We start from the raw sequence: 23,803 nt of genomic DNA on the forward strand, positions 1-23,803 counted from the left end.
CGTGTACTAGGCCGGTCTACCAATTTTCATGATATATTGTCTTGAATATTTCTATTAATTGACTTTTATCTACCGGTTTTATTACATAACCGGTAAGTTCCTCTAAATTAGCGGCCCGTTTTTTATCACTTTCTCGCATGGAAGAACTTACTATGTAAATATTCACCTTATTGGAAATAAGTGGATTTAGTTTTTTAAACTCTGCCAAAAAGCCCCATCCATCCAAGAAAGGCATATTAATATCCAAAAAAATAACTTCCGGTAAAGGAGTCATTTCATTGGTACACTGTGCAATGTATTCAATAGCGCGCTCTCCATCGGTAACACTACTTACTTTCAGAGTATTTGATATTTGATGAATTGTTTTTTCCATTAAAAACAGATAGAGTTCATCATCATCAACAAGTAAAATATTGGACTTTTTATGCATGCTTAAAATATTAATTTAAATTTAGTTCCTTTTCCTTCTTCACTTTCAATTTGTATAGTGGCGTTAAGGGCTTCTAATTGAGATTTTACCAAAAATAGCCCCATTCCCTTACCGGACACATTTCTATGAAATCTTTTATATAGTTTAAAAACATTTTCACCATGTTGATCCAAGTTTAACCCTATTCCATTATCTTCTACATATAGTACTTTTTTATTGTTTTCCATTGCTGATTTAAACATAATATAAGAAGATACATTTTTTCTCCGATATTTAATGGCATTAGAAATAAAGTTGTGGAGAATGCTTTGCAAATAGAATTTTGAATAAGTCAAATGTTCCCAAGCCTCAAAATTTTGTTTGACCTCAAAATCCCCATTATCCAAAAGTGTTTCGGTAAAATCATGTTTGACCTCATGTATTAACGCAGGTACATTAATTTCGGTTAGCTTAATCTCTTTATTATCTAAAATAGATACATATTCATTGATATCCTGCGTAAGATTGGTTATACTTTTGGCTACATGGTCAAGCTTTGGCAATAGTTGATTTAGTACTTCTGGGTTCTTTTCCTTATTGATCATTTCTACGATCAATGACATACTGGTTACCGGTGCCCTTAGGTTATGGGATATTAAATAATTGAAATCGCTCAATTGCTTGTTTCGTATTTCCAGGCTATTGTTCATTTCAGTGACCATTACATTGTTTTCCTGTAATTGATCTTTACTCTTTAACAACATTTTGTTCTTTTCTTTTAGCTCAAGGTAAAATTGTTCTTTTTGCCCCCTGTTTTTTTGATATACATATGAAAAACCCAAAAGGACCAAAATGGAGATAAAATTAAAAGTCAGTAGGCTTTCATAAACTGGCTTAAGATAACTTTTCATAACACTTGGCGGTGTTTCTTGGGCAATAACAAAATTAGTTGGGGAAATAATTTCAATAGAATCGTTTTGGCTTGCGCCATAGGGTAATTTGGTATGGTTTAAAGTAATATTTAATTGCGTCCAGATATGATCATTAGCTATGTATGTGGTATCTTTTTCATGCGAAACAAAGGTTGTTCCTAAAATATCTTTATGATCTTGGGTGTAATTTTCAGATTCATACGGTACATCTTCCAGTAAACTGGTGGCACTTATAACATTATCATCACTGTCCAACAAGAATATGTTTGAATTGACAATTTTGGATTTAAGTTGGTCAAGAATTCTCTTTACCTTAAAATTGATGACCACAAGACCTATTTGTTCATTGTTTGAAGTAAAAATTGGCGCTACAGTTCTCACTACGGCCTTTTTAGGTTCTTCTATAACCCCGTTTTCCCTGTTCAGGCTAATTTGCGATAAATAAAGTTGGCCTTTTTTTAAGTTGAGACCGGATTGCACATAATCGCGTTCCTTTTTGTTTTGTAATTGCCCTATAGTCAATGAATCCTGACTATAACGTACCGCCCTAAAAATTTCCTGTCCATTGAGATCAATGAATCTAAATTGATCATAATCCGTAATTTTCTTGATAAGGTTTATAAAAGGTTGCATAAGTTCTTTATGCTTGTTCATGGGGTCAAAATCGTTGGGATATTTCAAGGTAGCCCAATAATGGGTATCACGTAAGAAAGTATAACTATCTTCCATGAAAGTATTTTTTTTAAAAGTCATAGCCCTATTTTGATAAACGGCCAGTTGGTTGATTTGCCTATCTTTCTGAAAAAAATATAAGAATAATGTTAGCGCAAATAAAGGTAGATATAGGCTAACCAACATTTTTAAAACTCTTGTCCACATAGATGATCGTTTAGAGTTTCATTTTCATAGGCACTCTATATTTTTTTGGGGGGACAATTATTACTTACGCTAAAGTAACTAAATTTCTTACAATATGTATTATTTTAAAATATTATTTCTACTTCGATAAAATACCCGAAATAAGTTTAAAATACACACTTAACGCAATATTTCAATACTTAATAATTACCAGCGTAAATTAAATTTTAGGTATATAAAATCCATTTTCTTACACGTGATAATATCCTAACAATCAATTTTGCAGTTTAAGGGATTTAAAAAATAGTGGTTTGCTTAAAAAGAGCCATTTTGCCTTAAACCCAATCTCCGTAAATTCAAAACCGGCAGCAGTGGCAGACGCTATATTACTGTACTTACCATAAATATTTAAACTAAATCTTTTTGAGAATTGATGTTGAATGGAGGTTTCCGCTCTAAAAATGGTAGTATTTGGGTCAGACTCTACCCGTTGTATTCCTGTTGCCGCACTTGCCATATAGGTTGTCTTATCACTGAACGTTCCTCTAATATCGCCAAAGAGTTCTATAGCCCTATATTTTTCCGGACTAAAATAGATGGTTGGTAGTTGATCCTTAAAAGTGATATATTGATAATTAATTCCCATTTTTAATGCCGGCTTTTGCAGTACAGTATAATATAGTGAGGTGAAGAGTAAATTTCGCGTGTTCGTATCACTTTGTTGGGTGTGCATTAATTGGGTATACCACCCTAAGTTAATGTTCGTGCCCAAATTATAGTTTAACCCATAATGGTGCTGAACAATTTCCCGTTCTATAAGGTCTGCATTAAAGTTCTGTACTTCACGTTGATATCCCAAATTTAAGTTTTGAAGTTTTAATGGCCGTAGCATTAGTTTTATATCTATTACCGGTTGGGTATAGGAATCGGACATAAACCTAGAATTATTGAACCCTATGATTGTCTTTAATAAGGTTTTGGGCAATAATTTATAGTGTAGTCCTGCCAACACTACATGAGATTTAGCTTGATTGTTAGTAACCGTATTTTCAGTTGTTCTATAAAAATAGGACAGCGTAGTCCTAAACTTGGTAGAAAAAGGTACCTCAACGGTAGTGTTGGTAAAATAGGCCACATTCTTACCATTATCAAATGTATAGGCTGCATGTTCTTCTATGGTTGGGGTGTGCATTAAATTTAGTTTTTCAATAAAACCTTTTGCATCCTTTTGGTTTTTATAATATGTAAGGGTTTGGTTTGCCATATGATAGGCCGGTAGTATACGGTCTTCCGCAAATAATGCATTAGCCTTCCCTAAATTTCCATCAAAGGAAGTACTGTCGTTGGTCAATATTTTGTTATAGTTCTCTACACTGTATTTGGAATTACCGGTATAAAGACCCAGCGTGGCTTTTAATGCGTAGATCCAATTACGGTTTGGCATGGTATTTTCCAAACTGTCAATTCGTTTTTTCGCACTAATAAATTTCCGGTTCCATATAAGTGCTTGTACATAACGATCATACGTACGTTCTTTTAATTCCTCATCGTTAATATGAAGGACTTTGGCTATAGCGGACGATGAAATTTTAAGAGCTTCTTTGTCATTCTCATCTATATGCGCTGCCAAGGCTATTCCGTTAAGGGAATTTATAGAATCTTTTGGCGTTACGGCTAGTTGTTTATAGGTGGCCTTAGCTTTATCTACCTTTTTAGTTATCAAATAGAGGTTGGCCAAATTCAATAGGGCATCCTTATCTTCTGGAAAATCAATAAAAATTTCTTGTAGTAACTCTTCTGCTTTTTGATACAATTGGTCATTTACGAATTGATTGGCATACCCTAATTTTATATATTTTCTGGAAGTCTTTGCACTTAAGTTGTTAGGTTGAATCAATAATGCTTTTTCTACCCATTGCAAAGCATTTTTATACTCTTTAAGATTGCTTAAGGTATTGGCAAGTCCTAAAACGGCGCCAAACTGATCGGGGTTTTTATTGACCAAGTCTATATATAACGGCTTTGCTCGCTTATATTCTTTGGCCCATAGGAAAGATTCGTTATAGTTGATTTGAATCTCAAAATCTTCAGGATAGTCCAATAATAAATTAGCGAACAGAGCGGTTGCTTTTTCTGGTTCACCACTCAATCCTACCGCTCTTCCGTAGCATAGTCGTGCCGTTTTATTTTCAGGGTCTGTTTTAAGATACGCTTCAAAGAACTCTTCTGCTTCTTGAAAATTTCCTTCTTCCAACATAGTAAAACCTGGATCCATTTTGGATTGAGCGCTTAAAACCATGGTAGTAAGCAAAAAAAGGAATATAATTTTTTGTAACATTTAATGTAAGATTATTACCACAAATACCTAACGTAAATTTTTTCGTTTTATTAGTTTTGTTTATTTTTAAAGGTAGTATAAGTCTATAATTATTTGGAAGTATGATAGTTGTAGCTCAACTACACTTAAAGGCTATTGGTCTATATGATGCTTTTTTAAGCCATTGAAAAAAAGATATTTGTACCGGAAATAGTTCAAGAATAGGACATAACGGTAATTAAATATGAATAATGATCTTTATAAGAATACGGGGTTTAATAAGCAAGAATTTAAAAAATCAAATAGATATATTTAAAAGTACTGTTCTTGAAAATTATTCAATAAATTTTTGGTTAGGTTTAGTGGAAGAGGGAGTAGTGTGGTTAGCTGCTCCCTTTTTAAATACATTAAATCATAAGAATTAATGTTGAAATCCAATCTACTTTTTACCCGCAAATTTTTATGTCAAAAAATCATAAATGACGTCAAGGAATTTTAACTATATCAATGCTATGCATCGTATTGATATTTGAATTACATCAAATAATTAACACAATTATCTTACAATATAATCAGAATAAAACGTTATATGTAAGTTAAATCTTACCAAAATTTTAAAAATGAAAATTTTAACTATAGATGATCAACAGCTTATTCTTTTATCTGTTGAAAAACGTTTGACAGAGTTGGGTTATCAAGTAATGACGGCTAATTCTGGTCAGAAGGGCATAGAGTTGTTCAATTCTTTTAAGCCCGATTTGGTACTTGTTGATATCAATATGCCAGATATGTCTGGTCTGGATGTAGTTAAACATATAAAGACAGGTAGTAGTAAAAATATTCCTGTATTAGTAATGTCCGGTAATACTGAGGAACATATTATTATGGATGGTTTTACTTTGGGTATTGATGATTATATGAAAAAACCGGTAAGTCTAGATGAAATGGCCGCTCGTATAAAACGCCTTATTGGTTCTCCTGGAAATGTGACAACACTAACCTCAAATGCCTCAAGAATTTTGCAAAAAAATTGTGTGGGCGTGGTCATACCTTGTTATAATGAAGAAGAGCGACTTCTTAGTATGCAGTTCAAGGATTTTGCGCATAAAAATTTAGGATATCATTTATGCTTTGTCAACGATGGTAGCACGGATAATACGTTGTCAGTACTTCAGGAGCTCCAAAATGGAAGCGAGAATAATATAAGTGTATATAACTGTGAAAAAAATGGAGGTAAGGCAGAGGCCGTTAGACAGGGTATGCTGCATTTGGCCAAAGATACCCAGCTGGATTATATTGGTTTTCTGGATGCGGACCTCTCTACGGATTTTAGGGATTTTGATGATTTGGTAAGCACGTTGGACCAATCTGATTTTAAGATTGTCAGCGGGTCAAGAATGAGTAGAATGGGAGCCGATATTACTAAGGAATCCGCACGAAAAATCATAAGCAAAACCATTAACCTCATCATAAGGACTATATTAAGGATGCCTTTTAATGATACACAATGTGGGGCCAAAGTGATGGAACGCTCAGTTGTGCCCTTACTTTTTAATAAGCCATTTATTACCAAATGGTTATTCGATGTAGAAATGTTCATAAGAATGCGAAAGCATTATGGCAAGACCGAAGCTAAAAAACTTATATGTGAGCAGCCTTTAAAACGTTGGATCCATGCAGACGGCTCTAAACTATCCATGAAAGATTCAGTAAAAATAGTTGGTCAACTTGCTAAAATAGCCTTTGTATATAGATAGTATTTCTTGATAGGGCATTTAAAAAGAACGAACTCATGACCACCGTAAAAGTAGCATTGAACAAAGTTTCTTCCAAGCATTTATTTATGGGTAGTGCCATCCTTGTAAACGGCGGTAACTATCTATATAATTTATTACTTGGCCGTATTCTAGGACCGGAAGCATTTGCAGATGCGGCATTGTTGGTTACCTTATTATTGGTTTTATCCTTTGTAGGGATGACATTTCAATTGACAACGACAAAATTTGCCGTACTTTTTTCTGGGAATACATGGACTGTATTTAAAAGTACAATGTATAGATATGCTTTAATGTTTGGGGTATGCACTGGAGCCGTGATATATCTATTTTCCGAACAATTGCAAGTGCTTTTTCAAACTGAAAACCATGATATGTTCAAAATTTTTGCGCTGTCCGTTCCCTTATATTTTTTTATGAGTGTGAATAGAGGAAGGTTTCAGGGCAAACATCATTTTGGTAAACTTGCGGCAACCTACCAAACCGAAATGTGGAGCAGACTTATATTGACATTTTTACTATTGCTGCTTTTACCCCTAGAGTCAAGTTTGTTAATTGCTATGGGTATAGCACTATCTTTTATATTTGGTCTATTTCCTTCTGATATTAAAAATATCCAGGTATTTTCCAAAGAACGTTTAAGCAGTGCGCACTTGAAAGAGGTATGGATATTTATAGGCCTTACCGCAGGTTATGAGCTTACCCAGATTATCATAAACAATAGCGATATCCTTCTGGTAAAACATTATTTTAATGATACGGATGCCGGCCTTTACTCTTCTTTGGCTTTGATTGGCCGTGTTGTATATTTTGTTGCATGGATGTTTGTCATGTTATTAATGCCAACAGTAATCCAAAAACAAAAAGATGGGGAATCCACTGCTCCCATATTATTTAAATATGTCTTTTTCATTAGCGCTTTATCAAGCACAATAGTTCTTGCATGTTATTGGTTTCCGGAACTGATTATTTCCTTAATGTTCGGTGACGCCTATATTAGTATAGCCCATTTACTTTGGCAATATGCCTTGGCAACCTCATTGTTTGCCATTAGTAACATCTTTGCCTATTATTTTTTGTCCTTAAACCAATATGCCCCCGTTATTCTTTCCGGAATTTTAGGGCTTTCACAAGTAGTTTTGGTAACTCTATATCATGATAGTATAGAAACTGTAGTTCAGGTTCAGATAATTGCCATGGTAATTCTGTTAATAGCGCAGGTCATATTTTTTCTGATAAAAAATTCTTCATCTTCAAATAACAATGATATAAGGGATGTACGTCCACGTACGCTATAACCACTAAACATATTAAAATTTAATCAAATGAAATTAGCCATTGTAACCGCATACCCTCCTAGTAAAGTAACACTGACCGAGTATGGGTATTATTTAGTAAAACATTTCAGGCTTCAAGAAGAAGTTACGGAACTTATCTTGATCACCGACCATACAAATGCTCCTAAGGATTTAAATTTTGAAGAACAAGGTTGTAAGATTACGGTAAAGGAATGTTGGAACTTTAATAGCTACAAAAACTTAATCAATATTAGTAAGGCTATTTCCCAAACTAAGCCAGATGCTGTTTTATTTAATCTTCAGTTTTTAAAATTTGGGGATAAAAAGGTACCGGCCGCTATGGGACTAATGCTGCCTTTTATTTGTAAAATTAAAGGTATTCCTACCATATCGCTATTGCATAATATTCTTGAAAAAGTAGATTTGGAAAATGCCGGTTTTACCAAAAACAAGGTATTACAGGGTATATATAATTTTATTGGTACTTCATTGACCCGTTTTGTTTTGGCTTCGGATATATTGGCGGTAACCATTAGTAAATATGTGTCAATTTTAGAAGAGAAATACAAGGTTAAAAATGTTGCATTGATTCCCCATGGTGCTTTTGAAACTCCGCCAGAACCTAGTTATCAACTTCCTGCCGGTCCTAAACAGGTAATGGCTTTTGGAAAATTTGGAACATATAAAAAAGTGGAGATATTAATAGAGGCGGTAGAAGAAATAAGATCTAGGAGCAATGTTGATATTGAAATCGTCATTGCAGGTACGGATAGCCCAAACACTCCTGGATATTTAGACGGGATAAAGGAAAAATATAGTCATGTTCCAAAAATTAGGTTTACCGGTTATGTGGCCGAAGAGGACGTTCCAAAAATTTTTGCGGAAAGTGCGGTCACGGTTTTTCCTTATACCTCTACTACAGGTAGCTCCGGTGTATTGCACCAAGCGGGTAGTTATGGTAACGCTGTGGCATTGCCTGACCTTGGCGACTTAAGTACATTGGTAGAGGAAGAAGGATATCAAGGAGAGTTTTTTGATGCTCATAATACTTCATCATTGGCATTGGCAATTGAAAAAATCATTACGGATGATGACTATAGAATAAAATTGGGCAGACAAAACTATAAGGCTGCCTGTTCATTGCCTATGTCAAATATTACCCAAATGTATATAGATTATTTTAAGGCAATTCAAAAATCCAAGGATACCGGGTACACAATTGATATTCCAGCTATGGAGAAGAAACTGGTTCATTGAGGATTGGTTTGGTTATGAAAAGGGTCGGCAATTTAGCCGACCTTTTTTATTTAATGATTTCTTGGTAGGCGGGCTTTAGGTTTCCTTGATTGTCCAATATCCCAAAATGTTGTTGTTGACTTTTGCGCCAAGGCAATCTGCCTACGACATTATCCGGTACCTCAGTAAAATCATAAAGTGTCCATAACAAGAATGGTAATTTAGCATTGGTGATCATGGTTTGCATTTCCTTGTAGTAGTTGGCCTGATCTTCCTCAGAACCCATATAAGCGTTCCAAATACCGTCGTATGATGAATAGCCATATTCCTGTAATACGATTGGTTTATTGTTAATGGCATCTTGTAATGCATTGTAGGATGCTAAAAAATCTTTGGGTTTCCTATAATAATGAAACGAGATGAAATCTAATTCAGTAGAAAGGTTCAATGCGGCTTCTGGATTGGACCAACCAATGGTAATAGGAGTATTGTTATCCCATTTTCGAATTTCCTTCACCATTTGTCCTAACCAAGAAAGTACATTTTCTTTACCACGTGATTTAAAATCCAAATCAGGTTCATTTTTAATGTCCCAAGCCTGCAAGGCCTTATGGTCCTTTAATGCCGTTATAATTTTTTCTGCATGTCTATGTGTTAAGGTCCAATCAGCCAATGAATAATCCCCATAAAAATCGAACAGGGTTACCGTGACCTTTAGTTTGTTTTTGCTGGCTAGGTCCATGGTACGTAATAATTGCGACATTTTATCAGTATCAACAGTCGCTTTACCAAACCCTTCATAGGGTATGAATATTCTAATGGAATTTAGTCCTAAGGATTTGATCTTGCTAAAATCATTGTCAATGACAGTATCTTGAAAATGTTTCCCAAACATATTCCATGGGTTTTCACGAGGATAATAATTAAGCCCTTTAATATCTCTAATTTCTGAAAGAACAGTTTGTGGAATTGATTGATCTGTGGAAACTGCCACAGGTGTGTTCTCAATTTCTACTAGGTGACGTACACGCCAGAAGCCATCTTCCAATAGCAACATAGTTTGGAATGAACTTTCATAATTCCTTTTCAATAACGATGTGTTGTTAACTAACACCTGTTCTTGTATTTGTATATTCTTATCGGTCAGAACGGCCAGCTTACCATCTGCACTATAAAAATTAAGTATGGGGTTGTGTTCTATGGTAGTAGTTTTTACAGAAATATTATTTGCTTTATTATGGTCAAGCACTTGATACAGTTTTACTCTTGCGCTATCTGTGTAATAATCGTTTATGCCATAGTGATTGTTTGTTTCTAGCGCATTGTTTTTCACGTACCAAGCTTTAATATAATCGCGCTCTAATTCTTGTAAGGTCTGCAACTCCATAGGTCTACCTTCATTTTTTAGCGGCGACCAATTTACCTTGGGCAAATAATTGGAAGTCAGTTGGGCGGGAAGATGTAACATTGTCTTACGGTCTGCACCCGTATTTAAATAGGACCATATAGAACTAATACCATATAGAATAAGGCCATTCAACGCTAAGAACGTGATTAGTAAAAAAGCCCTATATAGATTGCGGTTCATTTTCATTGCAGTGTAATCATTTTTTCTTTAACAATACCGGCCACATTGGTTATAATTTTGTAGTTGCCGGATTTATAATATTCTTGTGAAAGAGTAAATCCAATTTTTCCCAGTCGTGAAGTTTCCTTGATTGTAGCGATATAAACACCCTGTTCATCATAAAGTTGTAAGGTAACTGGTAAGCCATCTGGGACAATCTGGTCCATAAAACTTAAAATGTTTTCAACGGTTATTGTACGACCGGTTCTGGACGGCGTTATTTCATAATCCTTAATGGCTGCTACAAAAGAAACATTTAACGGATTACTTTTTGCTGCACCGGTAATATATGCTTTTACGCTCCATGTATCTTCTTCGTAAGGATGAAGAAAACGTGCTTTCGCCACCCCGTTCAAAGTTGTTCCGTTTGCGCTTAATTGTAGCCCTTTAGAGTTTGTGGCCAAAAAATCTACTAAAGTACCATCACTGATTACATTGCTATATGCGTCTTTTATTTTACTGGTGAAAAATGTAATAATTTGGTTACCGTCCGCAAAATTGTGGTTTCGTTGAAAATCAATTATAAAATTGGTGCCATTTCCTGGATATACAATTGATGTAAGTTCTTTGGCACTACTAGCGTTACAACTAGAGGTTACTAAAATTCTACCGGCTTGGTTAGGGGCGTAAATAGAGGTCCATGCCAATAGATTATTAATATCTAAAGTAGTCGTATTAATTTTATTTTGAAATTGATAGGTACTTTTAACTTCGGTTCCTTGGGATAATGGGTTGTCATATGCATCAGTGGGTGATATTACATGCATGGAAAAATCTGTAGCAACGGCAGTGATGCTCCTAGGACCCAAATAAGATTCTATATGGGTATTTAACTCGGTATTGGGTGTAATGTCAAAAGCTCCTTCATTTAGAATATTGGTATTATGTACCAAACTCCAATGGCATATTCCAGATCTTCTAATGAGGTATTTTGGAAAGTCAAATAGGAATTGATCATTATCAATTTTGGGGGTTAGTACAGTAACCCCCATACTGTTCCTTACCACTAATTTTAACTGATAGTCTAGACTTCCTTTAAAACGTAACTGAAAAGGTTCACCGGCCGTTATTACTTTATTGTACGGTATTATGGAAATTTTAGTTAGGGCAGGGGGAGTATCATGTGTACTGTGTTTGCATCCAACGATAAGGAATAAAATTGCCACTATGTAAAAACTTCTTTTCAAATTACTTAGGATTTCCAATATAACCGTTCACTTCAATTTTCATATACGAATACCCTTCTCCCCTTACAGGTTGCAGTTGCTCAATGGCGTGCCCTTTATTCCTATTTGGAATGGCATTTTCCATTACTGTTTTGTTAGGCATACCGTTTATAAAACAGTTTTCCAAACTAGAATTTATTACAACGAGCCCTGTAAGGTCTTTGGGCTCAAACTCAAAATATTGCTTTCGCTGTATACGTACACCCTCGGTCAAAAAATGATGCTCTACCCATAGTAATTCTTTTGCATCTGAATAATATGAGACCAATAATTGGGGAATGGTTACCTCTTGAATACCGGAATTAAAAAGTGCGCCTGATATAACGCCAGGGTTAATTTCAACTTCTTGAATGGTTATTTCTTTATAAAGATCAGTATTTGCCACATTACCTGCGCACTGAATGTTAAATTTTGTGGGCTGTTCCAGAAAGTCAATTGGTGTAAATTCATCTGGATCAAAAGTTGGAGGCAAGGTGTCCTTGGTAGATGACCACGCAATTCCTTCAAAATCTATTCTAAAAGTGGTCGTTTCCTTGGGCATTAATTTATGTTTCATCTGGTATTTGCCATTATAACTGGCGAGCTCGGTATTTTGATCGTTGTAAAGGCTTGCCTTAAGAACTACATCAGAGGGTACGTTATCTACATTTTGTAACTCACCTATTATACTGTAACTACCTTTGTTCTTCACCAATTTGGCGGTTAAAATTTCAAGTGTTGGCTGTTTTAATACATCTTCATGATTGGTCTGTTGTGTGGTAATTCGTCTTCTTCCATGATTAAAGAATGATGTACCGTTAGAAGATAATAGCTGATCTGGGGGCAGGTCATTGTCAAAGGTATCTGGATCAATATACCATTTGCCATTTTTTTTGACCAGGTCATGCTCGTAAAGCTTTTCTATTTTCTCCAACGGTGTAACCCAATGTGTTAAGACTTTGGCTCTTGCGGCAGTTTGGGTTTCATTAAAAAGTTCAACCCCTATGGAATCTAATTTGGCATATGAACTTAAAATACCATCCGTTACGGAAACTTCTAACATATATTGGGCAATATCTACATTGCTATCGGGGTTTAAATAAGAGTGAGCCCTATTAAACTCCTTAAAATCAAGGGCATCATAATAGGAAACAATTACGTTCTTTGGGGATATTTGTGTGGCGTTAGATAAGTAGAAATGATACATTCCAAAACCTAAAATCAATAAAAGTAGTAATGCCCAACCATGGCTGATATTGACCAATGCTCTAGAAAATTTTTGATAACGTAATTCGTAGTTTAAGAATACGCCCTGTACCAAAGGTCTAGACTTTAACATTCTAAACCAAGCCATCTGTATATTGATAATAAAGGCAATGATTACGGTCAATAGCGGAATAGTGCTCCACATAATCTTGAGTAGTACAGAAACATCTTCCTTTTCAATTATTGCAGGAATTGGGGGTACATTTAATTTCTCCCATACCATGATTCCGTTTTCTAGCTGTTGCAATCGTTGCCAACCGCAGAAATAGAGCAAAGGGTCATAAAATTTATCATTGGAAAATATATATTTCAGATTATATTTTTCAGGTACCGTCAAAAATTGCTGCAAAGATCCAATTCCTTGAACGCCTCTGAATTTGGAATTTTCCAATCTTTCTATAGGTCTTGTAGTAAGTTCTGGTAATCTTCTGGCAGAGTGGTAATTACCATCAACAGTCATAGCATTGGTCTGTGCGGACAACCATGCCATTTGATCACCAAAACCCAGAGGTAAATAACGCCAGTGATCATGCATATCCTGACTTAAAAAATTAATTATGGGCAGCATGTTGATTTTTTGTGGTTGGGAAGGTCTAAAATAATTTAGGCTCATGGTAAAAATGACCATGGCCAATACACCACCAGCCAAAAAACCACCTAATATTCTATGGTATACCGCGCCAAACCGATGCTGTAAGTTTGCCTTTAGGTCCCCTTCTACAAACCTATACATGAACTCGCCAAATATTGGTAGTGCCATTATCGTGGCCCAAAGCGTAAAACGGTCTAGGGTCAAAATATTGAAAGCGGTTTCCCCTAGGACCAAAAGAGGTACCGGAGTAGTGCCACCGGTTCCCAAAATGGTCAGTACGGTAAACGATAATCCAAAGAATAAATACCGCTTGCTAAAGTATCTATAGAAGATATAGGGTAGTATAAATAGTAATATCCCCCAAGGAATTAAAAAAAAGACCAAGCCAGATGAGGTCACCTCTAAAAAATTGTCACGTGAACCATGCGGTATTGGTACTTGGGTAATAGGATTTTTTTTGGAATTGATCCAGTAAGGCAGTATACAGAATATGAACAATAATAATGAGCCAAAACCAAAACCTACTATGCGCCAGAATAATTTTTTAAATTGTTTAAAAAATATTTTGAAGGTTATGGATTTTACATGGTCCACTTGATCTTTACTGGCATCCATTATTACCATACCTATTAATGGAAAAATAAAGAATACCATGCCAAAAATAGGGGTAACATGATGGGATGTAACCGTTACCGAAATTAATGACAAGCTCGTAGCTAGATATCTAAGTTTACCGGTTTTTATCCATAAATATATTTCGGGTAGGGCATGTAGTAAGATTGAAAGTGCCAAAATACTTGGCAATTGCCCAAAAATATGTAATGTCTCTACAAAGGTCGATGAAAACACCGCCAATAGGGCAGTGTATCCTGCAATCTTACGACTTCCTGTCATTAAAAGCGCATATCTGTAAGCGCCTGTTATAAAGAGTATTATACCAATTATAGCTATGGTGAACATTCCAAACTTTAGTCCACCTATATAGGATAATGCCGCAATGCTTTGATGTACCAACGGAGGGTACGCCTGTACGGTAAAACCGGTATACCACCGGTAATCCCATGGTTCAAACCAGCTATTGGCATAATGGTCTGCAAAGAATAGATGGATCAATGCATCATATGTAGTTTCTAGCGTAAAGAATATGCTAGAACCATGGAAGGCGACTCCAATAAAAAGTGCCAGTATAAGTAAGACATTTGTCTTTTGCATTAATTGTTAATTGTAAGAAAATATAACAAAACAAAGATAGGTTTATTGTACACTTTCCTCATAATCAACCACCGATGCAATAATGTCATTCGTCTACAGTAATCCGCATACTACCTTTCATGACTCCTTGTAGGCTATACTAATGGTTAATTTTGTACTTGTTCCAAATCTTATCATTAAACCTAATTACCATGAAAATTTTAGCAATAGATAACGATACTCAAGTTTTACTTTTTTTAGAAAGGCACTTATCCCTTTTAGGGTATGAGGTTATTACTACTCATGAAGGTGAAGAGGGTATAGCACTTTTTGATAAGGAGAATCCAGATTTAATTCTTGTGGATATCAATATGCCTGGCTTATCCGGTCTAAATGTATTAAGACATATACGTTTTGTACAAAATTCCAAGACCCCGGTTATAATAATGCTAGAGGAGTCCTATGAGCAGATTGCCAGTGCCAATTTAGGACCAGGAGTGGATTATTTTATGAAGAAACCCTTTGGTCTTGATGATATTTCTAAAAAAATTGCACAAGTATTGGATATTTATACCGGTTCTATTAACAATGCTCCTAATGAACAAACGTATAAGAATGACCAAGTAGGTATCGTTGTACCTTGTCAGGATGTAGAGGATGAACTTTTGAGTACCACGTTCATAAACGTGCCATTTCATGATTTAGGATATCATATTTGTTTTGTTAACCAAGGAAGTACAGACCAAACCCAGCCCATACTAGATAGTTTGCAGGATAAATATCCTGGGATTATAAAGGTATGTCAAGGTCATAACCTTGATAATGATACGGCCATTAGCATGGGAGTTGAACATCTTTTACAAGATGAAAGTACGCGTTATGTTGGTTTTTTGAATGCTCAGATTACATCAGATTTTACGGATTACAAAGATTTGGTGAAGATTGTAAAGAATTCGGACTTTAAAATTGTCAATGGTGCCAGAATTGCCCGTATGGATAGAAAGGTCTCAAAACAAAAGGCCAAGAGAATTATAAGCTCTACCGTACATATTATCATGCAGACGATTTTAAATATTCCGTTTATGGCACATAAAGGACAAGAAGGGGAAGTGCATTATAATTAATTTTAGTAAAAGGAATTTTAAATAAAATGAATATAAAATTAGGAGATAATACATTTTTGAAATTATAGGTATTATAAAATTTTAGAAGATAAATATTAGTAAGATTTTGTTTGGTTGTTTAGGTTGTATTTTTTGAAAAAGCCTTAATCCGTTTGTGTGATTAAGGCTTTTTTTTGTGACCAGATTCGATGAAATGCTCTGTATTATCGTTAATGTATTAATGGTCCAAACATCAAAAAAACTTCACATCTACAATTTATAGGGCATTGGCTTTCAGTGACTTTTTTTTCAATTAGCTAACAATCTAAAATTCATTGTGTTTGGGCCAATATTAAGAATTTGTTAATAAAGTGTGGAAAACCTAAATCCATTTACTGAAAAATGAGCGAAATATGTTGCGACCTTTACACTTCTCTTAAGTACCAATTCTTATATAATATACAATGACAATTACACATCTTATTAAGCGCGATTCTACCAAGAAAACTTTTCAACTTCACAAAATTACCGATGCCATTTTAAAAGCCATGACTGCTGTTGAGCATGGTGGACCGGGAGATGCGGAAAAGATCGCCAATAGTGTGTATGCGTCACTTTTAGAACGTAAAGCACGTGATGAAGGTTATGTGCCTACCATTGAGGAAGTGCAGGATTTTGTGGAAAATAGGTTAATGGAAAGCGGCTTTTTTGATGTGGCCAAAGCTTATATCCTGTATAGAAATGAACAGGCACAAAAGAGAAAATTAAACATCTTTGAAAAGCGTATTAATTTAAAACCATATGAATATCCTCAGTTATATGAATATGTACCTGCAATTCGTCATTCATATTGGATCCATACGGAATTTAATTTTACCAGTGATATCCAGGATTTTAAAACCGGCCTACAAGATGCGGAAAGAAGCGCCTTAAAGAATACCATGTTGGCTATTTCGCAAATAGAGGTTGCGGTCAAAAGTTTTTGGGGAGATATCTACCATAAAATGCCTAAACCTGAAATTGGTTCTGTTGGGGCAACATTTGCGGAAAGTGAAGTGCGCCATGCAGATGCCTATTCTCACCTACTTGAAATCTTGGGGTTAAACGCCGAGTTCAAGAACTTGAAGAAAAAGCCGGTAATGATGAAGCGTGTGCATTATTTGGAAACCGCTCTGAAAAATTCCAAAAGTTTGGATAATAGAGAGTATGCTGAGTCCGTATTGTTGTTCTCATTGTTCATTGAACATGTTTCCCTATTCTCACAATTCTTGATCATAATGGCTTTTAATAAGTATAAGAATATGTTCAAGGGTATCTCTAACGTAGTGGAGGCCACCTCAAAGGAGGAACAGATTCATGGAGATTTTGGAATTGATATCATTAAGATCATTAAGGAAGAAAATCCATCTTGGTTCAATGAGGAATACCATAACATGATACAGGATATGTGCCATAAAGCATTTACCGCTGAGAGTGAAGTGGTAGATTGGATTTTTGAAAAAGGTGAATTAGACTTTTTGCCTAAAGCGGTCATTAATGAATTCATAAAAAATCGATTTAACAATTCTCTTAAAAGTATTGGTATCGATAAAATATTTGAGGTCGACGAAAAATTATTGGCCGAAACAGAATGGTTCGATGATGAGATCATTGGTACCAAACATGGCGATTTTTTCGTAAAACGCTCCATCAATTATAGTAAAAGAACCCAAAGTATAACTAGTGACGACCTTTTTTAAATGAACGAATTAAACACTACACCACAGATTAAAGGAACAATTTCAGAAAGCGAACAACTTGTACAGGCAAGAAAAGAAGCACTGAAAAACAGTAAAAAAGAGCCAAAAGGCGGATTTGAGTGGCTTACGGACCATAGCTTGAATTTTTTAAATTCCGGTTATTTGACCAAAGGGGTCACGGCAGAACAGCGTATACGCGAAATTGCTGATAGGGCGGAACAATTATTGGGAATGCCCGGTTTCTCAGATAAATTTTATGGCTATATGTCAGAAGGGTTTTTCTCATTGGCATCTCCCGTTTGGTCCAATTTTGGAAAAGAAAGAGGTTTGCCGATCAGTTGTTTTGGATCACATATTGGCGATGATATGGGTAATATTCTATATACCCAATCAGAAGTTGGTATGATGTCCAAACTAGGAGGCGGAACTTCTGGTTATTTCGGTAAAATAAGACACCGTGGCGCAGAAGTAAAAAATAACGGACAAGCATCTGGGGCCGTGCATATCATGCAGCTTTTTGAGTCTATGGTAGATGTTGTAAGCCAAGGCTCGGTGCGTCGGGGTCGATTTTCACCGTACTTGCCTATAGAGCATCCGGATATTAAGGAATTTTTGGAAATAGGGACGGAAGGTAACCCAATTCAAGAACTTACCCATGGTGTTACCGTTACCAATGAGTGGATGCAACAAATGATCGATGGGGATACCGAAAAACGTTCAATATGGGCAAAGGTGTTGCAACGAAGAGGAGAAATGGGGTACCCTTACGTGTTCTTTAGCGATAATGCCAATAATGGTGCTGCAGATGTGTATAAGGACAAGAATTTGCCTATCTACGCAAGTAACCTGTGTACGGAAATCATGTTGCCTTCAAATGATAATTGGTCTTTTGTTTGTGTGTTATCTTCAGTAAACGTATTACACTATGACAAGTGGAAGAATACAGATGCTGTGGAAACTATGGTTTATTTCTTAGATGCCGTTATTACAGAATTTATTGAGAAATTGGAACGTTACCGTGATTCTGATAGTAGAGAGGACAAGCAGACCTTCCTCTTTATGGAACGTGCATATAATTTTGCAAAGGATAACCGTTCCTTGGGTCTTGGTGTTCTTGGATGGCATTCCTTACTTCAATCAAAACGTTTGCCTTTCAACAGCCAAGAAGCCTATAATTTAAATAGTGAGATCTTCAAAAGTATTAAAGAGCGATCGTACAAGGCATCAGAGGAGCTGGCCGTTAAATTTGGTGAGCCAGAAGTGCTTAAAGGTTATGGTAGAAGAAATGCAACCCTGAACGCCATTGCACCAACCACATCATCTGCCTTTATCCTAGGGCAAGTATCGCAAGGTATAGAGCCTATTTGGTCAAATATTTATGTTAAGGACATAGCCAAAGTAAAGACTACCATCAAGAATCCGTTCTTAATGGAGCTTTTAGAGGAAAAGGGCAAAAATACTACAGAAGTATGGCATAGTATCCGTGATCGTGATGGGTCTGTTCAGCATTTGGATTTCCTTTCGGATTTGGAGAAAGATGTTTTCAAAACCTATTCAGAGATAGACCAGATGGATATTATATATCAAGCGGCAAATCGTCAGAACCATATTGATCAGGGACAATCCGTGAATATTATTGTACATCCGGACATGCCTGTTAAGGAAATCAATAAAATTCATGTAACGGCCTGGAAACTTGGTCTTAAGTCATTATACTATCAGCATAGTATGAACGCGGCGCAGAAGTTCAAACAAAAGAAAGAATGTGCAAGTTGTGAGGCTTAAATGATTAATCCTATACTGTTAATATTAAAAAGGTCGGCTGTAATAGCCGACCTTTTTAATTATGTGTTTTTAAGTTTTTTTACGCTATGCTGTTGCGTTTTGTGGTGCCCAATGGCTACATGACATACCAGGGGCTGCCTTTTGCGGGTTGGCACAATCGCTAGATTCATACCGTACACAGGTTATACAGTTAGTATCGTCCTTTAAAGCGGCCTTCATATCAAAACTATCGCACGTATAGCTATTGCCTACCTTGACACCATGTACTTTACAGGTGTTGCCTTCCAATAAATTTTCACAATTAATACAGCTATTACCTAATCTTATCGACATAACAAATCATTTTAAATTCTCTCCAATATAAATTTCAGTTGTTTTAGAAACAATTTAAATTGCTGGTATTCATGAAATTAAATTTAGATTGTATAAAAATAAGTAAGGTGTAAGCCTTAGGATTAGTATGCGGATTTAATAGTTCTGTTCACTATTTTTAAATAGTTGCTATAGGATTTTCGTTTCCTATAACCAATAGAGTACAATAACTTTTTAGGTAAGATTATACTATTATAAACAAGTTTACCTTGTCCGTTGCTAGAGCGCAGATTTTCAAATATCAATGGTAGTAATGTAACTTGATGGGTAAAAAAATCTTTTAAGAAGGTTGCTGTACAGAGAGATAAAGTGACCTGGCTGGGGCTCGAACCCAGGACCCTCTCCTTAAAAGGGAGATGCTCTACCAACTGAGCTACCAGGTCAAAATAAAAAGAACAAAATCATGTATTCCAATTCCAAAAAAAAAGGTCACATGTTGCAATAAAAAAGCCTCTTTTTGTTGAAGAGGCTACTATTTACTGGTGACCTGGCTGGGGCTCGAACCCAGGACCCTCTCCTTAAAAGGGAGATGCTCTACCAACTGAGCTACCAGGTCTAAAACATATCAAGATTATTTCCCTCAATGCGGGTGCAAATATAAGTCGATTACTTTATTATGCAAACCCTTTTCAAGATAAATTCATTTTTTTTTGAAATCCCTTTATTTTAGTTCAATTTTGCGCAAATGGAGAATATGAAAATAGTATTGCTGGGGTATATGGGCAGTGGAAAGACTACCATAGGTAGAATTGTTGCTAACCATTTAGGTATTAAATTTTTAGACTTGGACGAGTATATAGAGGAGCAGGAAAAAATGACCGTTGCAAATATATTCAGAGAACGTGGAGAGCTTTATTTCAGAAAAAAGGAACGTGAATATCTTGCTGATATTTTTTTACGAAAAGATAATTTTGTGCTTTCATTGGGCGGTGGTACACCTTGTTTTGGTGATAATATGCAATTGGTAAACAAGCAAACCAAAAATTCATTTTATTTAAATATCCATATTGACGAACTTACAAATAGGCTAAAGCAGGAAAAGGAGCATAGACCTATGATCGCCCATCTTGCCAATGAAGAAGTGCAAGAGTTTATTGGTAAGCACTTATTTGAGCGTAGCTACTTTTATAACATGGCCCATCAGAAAATAAAGGGCAATCAACGTACACCTTCCGCGTTGGCAGAAGAAATAATTGGTATGTTAGTCTAAATAGACCCGATCGTTCTTGGTTTCAAAATGTACGTTTACATGCTCTTGAAGTGACGTTGATAATGAAATGCCCTTATAATCTGCTTTTACAGGATATTTTTTATGGTTTCTGTTCACGAGAACGGCGGTTTTCAATTGTTTTAATGGGGTTTTTAAAAAATGATGCACCCCGTAGATCAATGTAGTGCCGGAGTTAAGGACATCATCTACAATTACTACGGATTTGTTCTTGAATTCCTTTTCATCAATAGAAGTGGATACTCCACTTTGTAAAGGATTCTTTTTATCCATCATTACCTTGCATAGTGTAATTTTGGCCGTCGTTATCTTGCGGAGGGTGGTCGCAATTTTTTTTGCAAAATTTAACCCGCCACCTTCAATGCCGGCAATGATAATTTCTTCTTCAGAAACGTTTGCTTCATAGATCTGATAGGCAATTCGCTCAATTTTATGCTTGATCTGTAAATGGGAGAGTATTGTGTGTTCCATGCAATTTATCTATAAGTAATAAAGATACTATTGTTTTTAAAAGTATTCTTATTCTTCTTCGTCTTTGGGTGTATTTAAGGCTTCTGTTCTTTCTGCGGTATCGCCTAACGCAGGGTCGTCCAAAAACTCATCAATTTCACGCCGGTCTTTCTTGGTGGGCCGTCCTATACCTTTTTTACGGTAATAATCCTTGGAATATTGCAAAAGCTCGTTATGTTCAAAAGCCTCTTTAGGTGTAGTATCCTTACGGTAAATGTCTACCAACTTTGCACCAACCCTGCTTTTAGGAATATCCAGTACGGTAAATTTATAATCTATCTGGTTTTTGCGTACTATAATATCATCCATTGGGTAAACTTCCCTACCAGGCTTAACCGTTTGGCCATTTATTTTGACATGCCCTTTTTTACATGCCGTAGAGGCAATGTTCCTGGTCTTGAAATAACGGGTGCTCCATAAGAATTTATCTATGCGCATGTTGCTACAATTCTTTGTTAACTTCTCAACAAAAATAGGGGAAAATTGTATCTTGCGCGCTTAAATAAGATTTTTGATGAATTTGAAATATGCCTATTTATTAATTGCCGGTTTTTTTGTTATAAGTTCCTGTAAGAAGGATGATGACCCTATTGGGGAAATTGTACCGCCAAGATTACTTAGTGAGGTAGCGGTAGAGGACGATGCAGAAATCATTGAATTTTTAAAAACACATTTCTACAATGAAGCGGAGTTTGAAACTCCGCCAGATGGTTTTGATTACAAAATTAAATTTGACACCATAGCAGGGGATAATGAGGGCAAGGAATCCATTTTTGACAGCAAAAATTTAATTACAGAAACCTTTACCGTGGCGTCTTCGGATTTTGGCAGGGATGATGATGAGGTAATGACCGTTAAATTGTATACACTGGTCGTAAGACAGGGAATCAAGGAGGGTAAGCCTACCATTGGTGATAATGTTATTATCCGTTATGAAGGATCGCTGTTGGATGGAACGTTGTTCGATGCATCTACCAACCAACCAACGGTTTTTAACCTATCTGGGGTTGTAAGGGGATTTGGTAATGGAATGAAAAATTTTCAAACAGGACAGGGACCTATTGAAGTAGGTGATGGTACGGTTACGTATGATGGTTATGGAATTGGTGCCATTTTTATACCTTCTGCCCTAGGTTATTTTGATGATTTACAAAACAGGTTGTCAGTTGCTCCAAAATATAGTCCGTTAGTTTTTAAGATTGATGCTTTTGCCTACGAACCGGATTTTGATTTTGATGGGGATGGAATACCTTCCATTCAAGAAGATCTTAACGGTAACGGAAATTTAAACGACGATAATACGGATGATGATTTGGAAGGTTTAACCGTTTATTTACCAAATTATAATGATTCTGATGATGATAATGATGGTATACCTACTATCGATGAAATTAAGATTAATGGTGTTATCGTGAAAGATGACAAAGGAATTGTGCAATTTCCAGATACGGATAAAGATGGTATTCCTGATCATTTGGACAATGATCTGTAACAGCTTATTATTAAGTATAAAAAAAGCCTCCTAAAATTTTAGGAGGCTTTTTTATGCTTTTAAAATAATTTTATAGCGCCAAGGATAAGCTCAATATCAACTGGTCTGGCCTTGTATCAATTTTACTAGGACCTACATTGGTAATATTGGTATTGATAAAAGAAGCTTCGTTATCGCTAAATCCTCTTTCGTAACGTAGATCAATACCTAGTTTTCCTAGATTTACACCGGCACCTATATTCATTCCTACGGAAAAGTCATTTTCTACATCATCAATGGTAATTCCGTCAAATTCAGTGTCAAGGATATATTGAAAGGCCGGTCCGGCAAATACATGTAATGGTCCTACAACATTAATGCCCAAAAGTACCGGTACATCTAATTTGCTCATATCAAAATCATTGCCGTCATAATCAGATTTTGTCTTTGTATAGACCAATTCTGGTCTAACATATACTTTAGATGCTCCTATCTTACCGAAAACCCCTAAATGATATCCCACATTTCTATCAGGATTTCTGGCAGCGTCACCGGCAGACTCAAAATAATCGCCGTTTGCACTATAGTTTAAACCTCCCTTTAAACCAAATTCGCCCTGAGCCATTGTATAAAGACCAGAAAGAGCCATAAAAACTACTAAAACTGTTTTTTTCATATTTGTCATTTTTTATAAGGAACCATCAGCAATAACAATACCAAAGGTTCCCTTTCTCGTTATACCATCAAAACGTGCAGGTTATTTCTTTATTGTTTAACAAAGCATTTGGGTTGATCTTCATTTTTTTGAGTTATTAATTATATTTTTTCTATTGCTTTTTAGATGAACATCTTTGGTTTTTATTAAGTTTTTACCACGTGCAGTTCATTA

Annotated in this window: 18 protein-coding genes and 2 tRNA genes; 8 read left to right on the forward strand and 12 right to left on the reverse strand. The window is 35.7% G+C overall.

All coding sequences use genetic code 11. The features are described 5' to 3' along the window. Window positions 1-16 precede the first annotated feature (16 nt). The 3 genes from JM81_RS17630 to JM81_RS17640 all read right to left on the reverse strand — a co-directional run bounded on the left by JM81_RS17630 (window position 17) and on the right by JM81_RS17640 (window position 4,537). A complete protein-coding gene (locus JM81_RS17630) occupies window positions 17-430 on the reverse strand; it encodes a response regulator (RefSeq protein ID WP_144805354.1) in 414 nt (137 codons plus the stop codon). A gap of 2 nt (window positions 431-432) precedes the next feature. After that, on the reverse strand, window positions 433-2,070 hold the full coding sequence (locus JM81_RS17635) for a sensor histidine kinase (protein WP_186435604.1): 1,638 nt from the start codon (window positions 2,068-2,070) through the stop codon (window positions 433-435). Between the two features lie 403 nt (window positions 2,071-2,473). Beyond that, window positions 2,474-4,537, reverse strand: a complete 2,064-nt coding sequence (locus JM81_RS17640; RefSeq protein WP_261375139.1) for a tetratricopeptide repeat protein — start codon at window positions 4,535-4,537, stop codon at window positions 2,474-2,476. A gap of 599 nt (window positions 4,538-5,136) precedes the next feature. Here JM81_RS17640 and JM81_RS17645 point away from each other — a divergent pair. The 3 genes from JM81_RS17645 to JM81_RS17655 are packed head-to-tail and all read left to right on the forward strand — an operon-like array spanning window position 5,137 to window position 8,846. Then, on the forward strand, window positions 5,137-6,273 hold the full coding sequence (locus JM81_RS17645) for a response regulator (protein ID WP_144805358.1): 1,137 nt from the start codon (window positions 5,137-5,139) through the stop codon (window positions 6,271-6,273). A gap of 35 nt (window positions 6,274-6,308) precedes the next feature. Continuing rightward, on the forward strand, window positions 6,309-7,589 hold the full coding sequence (locus JM81_RS17650; protein ID WP_144805360.1) for an oligosaccharide flippase family protein: 1,281 nt from the start codon (window positions 6,309-6,311) through the stop codon (window positions 7,587-7,589). A 27-nt stretch (window positions 7,590-7,616) separates the two neighbouring features. Further along, window positions 7,617-8,846: a glycosyltransferase gene (locus JM81_RS17655; RefSeq protein WP_144805362.1), complete on the forward strand. Its 1,230-nt coding sequence runs from the start codon at window positions 7,617-7,619 to the stop codon at window positions 8,844-8,846. Window positions 8,847-8,892: 46 nt separating this feature from the next. Here JM81_RS17655 and JM81_RS17660 read toward each other — a convergent pair whose 3' ends face one another. Genes JM81_RS17660 through JM81_RS17670 form a run of 3 tightly spaced genes read right to left on the reverse strand, consistent with a single transcriptional unit; the run spans window position 8,893 to window position 14,727 of the window. After that, window positions 8,893-10,413, reverse strand: a complete 1,521-nt coding sequence (locus tag JM81_RS17660; protein ID WP_261375140.1) for a glycoside hydrolase family 2 TIM barrel-domain containing protein — start codon at window positions 10,411-10,413, stop codon at window positions 8,893-8,895. Window positions 10,414-10,415: 2 nt separating this feature from the next. After that, a complete protein-coding gene (locus JM81_RS17665; protein ID WP_144805366.1) occupies window positions 10,416-11,639 on the reverse strand; it encodes a hypothetical protein in 1,224 nt (407 codons plus the stop codon). Window position 11,640: 1 nt separating this feature from the next. Then, on the reverse strand, window positions 11,641-14,727 hold the full coding sequence (locus tag JM81_RS17670) for a hypothetical protein (protein WP_144805368.1): 3,087 nt from the start codon (window positions 14,725-14,727) through the stop codon (window positions 11,641-11,643). 191 nt (window positions 14,728-14,918) lie between these two features. Here JM81_RS17670 and JM81_RS17675 point away from each other — a divergent pair, with 191 nt between their 5' ends. The 3 genes from JM81_RS17675 to JM81_RS17685 all read left to right on the forward strand — a co-directional run bounded on the left by JM81_RS17675 (window position 14,919) and on the right by JM81_RS17685 (window position 19,333). Then, complete coding sequence (locus JM81_RS17675) at window positions 14,919-15,830, forward strand: response regulator (protein WP_144805370.1); 912 nt, start codon at window positions 14,919-14,921, stop codon at window positions 15,828-15,830. Between the two features lie 443 nt (window positions 15,831-16,273). Beyond that, window positions 16,274-17,548 carry a ribonucleotide-diphosphate reductase subunit beta gene (locus JM81_RS17680; RefSeq protein WP_089261976.1) on the forward strand — a complete coding sequence of 425 codons (1,275 nt, stop codon included), beginning with the start codon at window positions 16,274-16,276 and terminating at the stop codon, window positions 17,546-17,548. Beyond that, window positions 17,549-19,333: a ribonucleoside-diphosphate reductase subunit alpha gene (locus tag JM81_RS17685; protein ID WP_089261974.1), complete on the forward strand. Its 1,785-nt coding sequence runs from the start codon at window positions 17,549-17,551 to the stop codon at window positions 19,331-19,333. A gap of 84 nt (window positions 19,334-19,417) precedes the next feature. Here JM81_RS17685 and JM81_RS17690 read toward each other — a convergent pair whose 3' ends face one another. The 3 genes from JM81_RS17690 to JM81_RS17700 form a co-directional block, all read right to left on the reverse strand. Continuing rightward, window positions 19,418-19,666, reverse strand: a complete 249-nt coding sequence (locus tag JM81_RS17690) for a hypothetical protein (RefSeq protein WP_144805372.1) — start codon at window positions 19,664-19,666, stop codon at window positions 19,418-19,420. 349 nt (window positions 19,667-20,015) lie between these two features. After that, a tRNA-Lys gene (locus JM81_RS17695) sits at window positions 20,016-20,088 on the reverse strand. Window positions 20,089-20,185: 97 nt separating this feature from the next. After that, window positions 20,186-20,261: transfer RNA gene (locus tag JM81_RS17700), tRNA-Lys, on the reverse strand. A 138-nt stretch (window positions 20,262-20,399) separates the two neighbouring features. Here JM81_RS17700 and JM81_RS17705 point away from each other — a divergent pair. After that, complete coding sequence (locus tag JM81_RS17705; RefSeq protein WP_186435605.1) at window positions 20,400-20,915, forward strand: shikimate kinase; 516 nt, start codon at window positions 20,400-20,402, stop codon at window positions 20,913-20,915. Here JM81_RS17705 and JM81_RS17710 read toward each other — a convergent pair. Further along, window positions 20,907-21,404: a phosphoribosyltransferase family protein gene (locus JM81_RS17710; protein WP_144805374.1), complete on the reverse strand. Its 498-nt coding sequence runs from the start codon at window positions 21,402-21,404 to the stop codon at window positions 20,907-20,909. The genes JM81_RS17705 and JM81_RS17710 overlap by 9 nt on opposite strands. Before the next feature lie 48 nt (window positions 21,405-21,452). Next, window positions 21,453-21,881, reverse strand: a complete 429-nt coding sequence (locus JM81_RS17715) for an RNA-binding S4 domain-containing protein (RefSeq protein ID WP_144805376.1) — start codon at window positions 21,879-21,881, stop codon at window positions 21,453-21,455. A gap of 76 nt (window positions 21,882-21,957) precedes the next feature. Here JM81_RS17715 and JM81_RS17720 point away from each other — a divergent pair, with 76 nt between their 5' ends. Beyond that, window positions 21,958-22,935 carry an FKBP-type peptidyl-prolyl cis-trans isomerase gene (locus tag JM81_RS17720; protein WP_144805378.1) on the forward strand — a complete coding sequence of 326 codons (978 nt, stop codon included), beginning with the start codon at window positions 21,958-21,960 and terminating at the stop codon, window positions 22,933-22,935. Window positions 22,936-23,005: 70 nt separating this feature from the next. Here JM81_RS17720 and JM81_RS17725 read toward each other — a convergent pair whose 3' ends face one another. Continuing rightward, window positions 23,006-23,590: a porin family protein gene (locus JM81_RS17725; RefSeq protein WP_144805380.1), complete on the reverse strand. Its 585-nt coding sequence runs from the start codon at window positions 23,588-23,590 to the stop codon at window positions 23,006-23,008. Window positions 23,591-23,803 lie beyond the last annotated feature (213 nt).

Origin of the sequence: Maribacter sp. MAR_2009_72 (assembly GCF_007827235.1) — a bacterium.
Lineage (GTDB): Bacteria > Bacteroidota > Bacteroidia > Flavobacteriales > Flavobacteriaceae > Maribacter > Maribacter sedimenticola.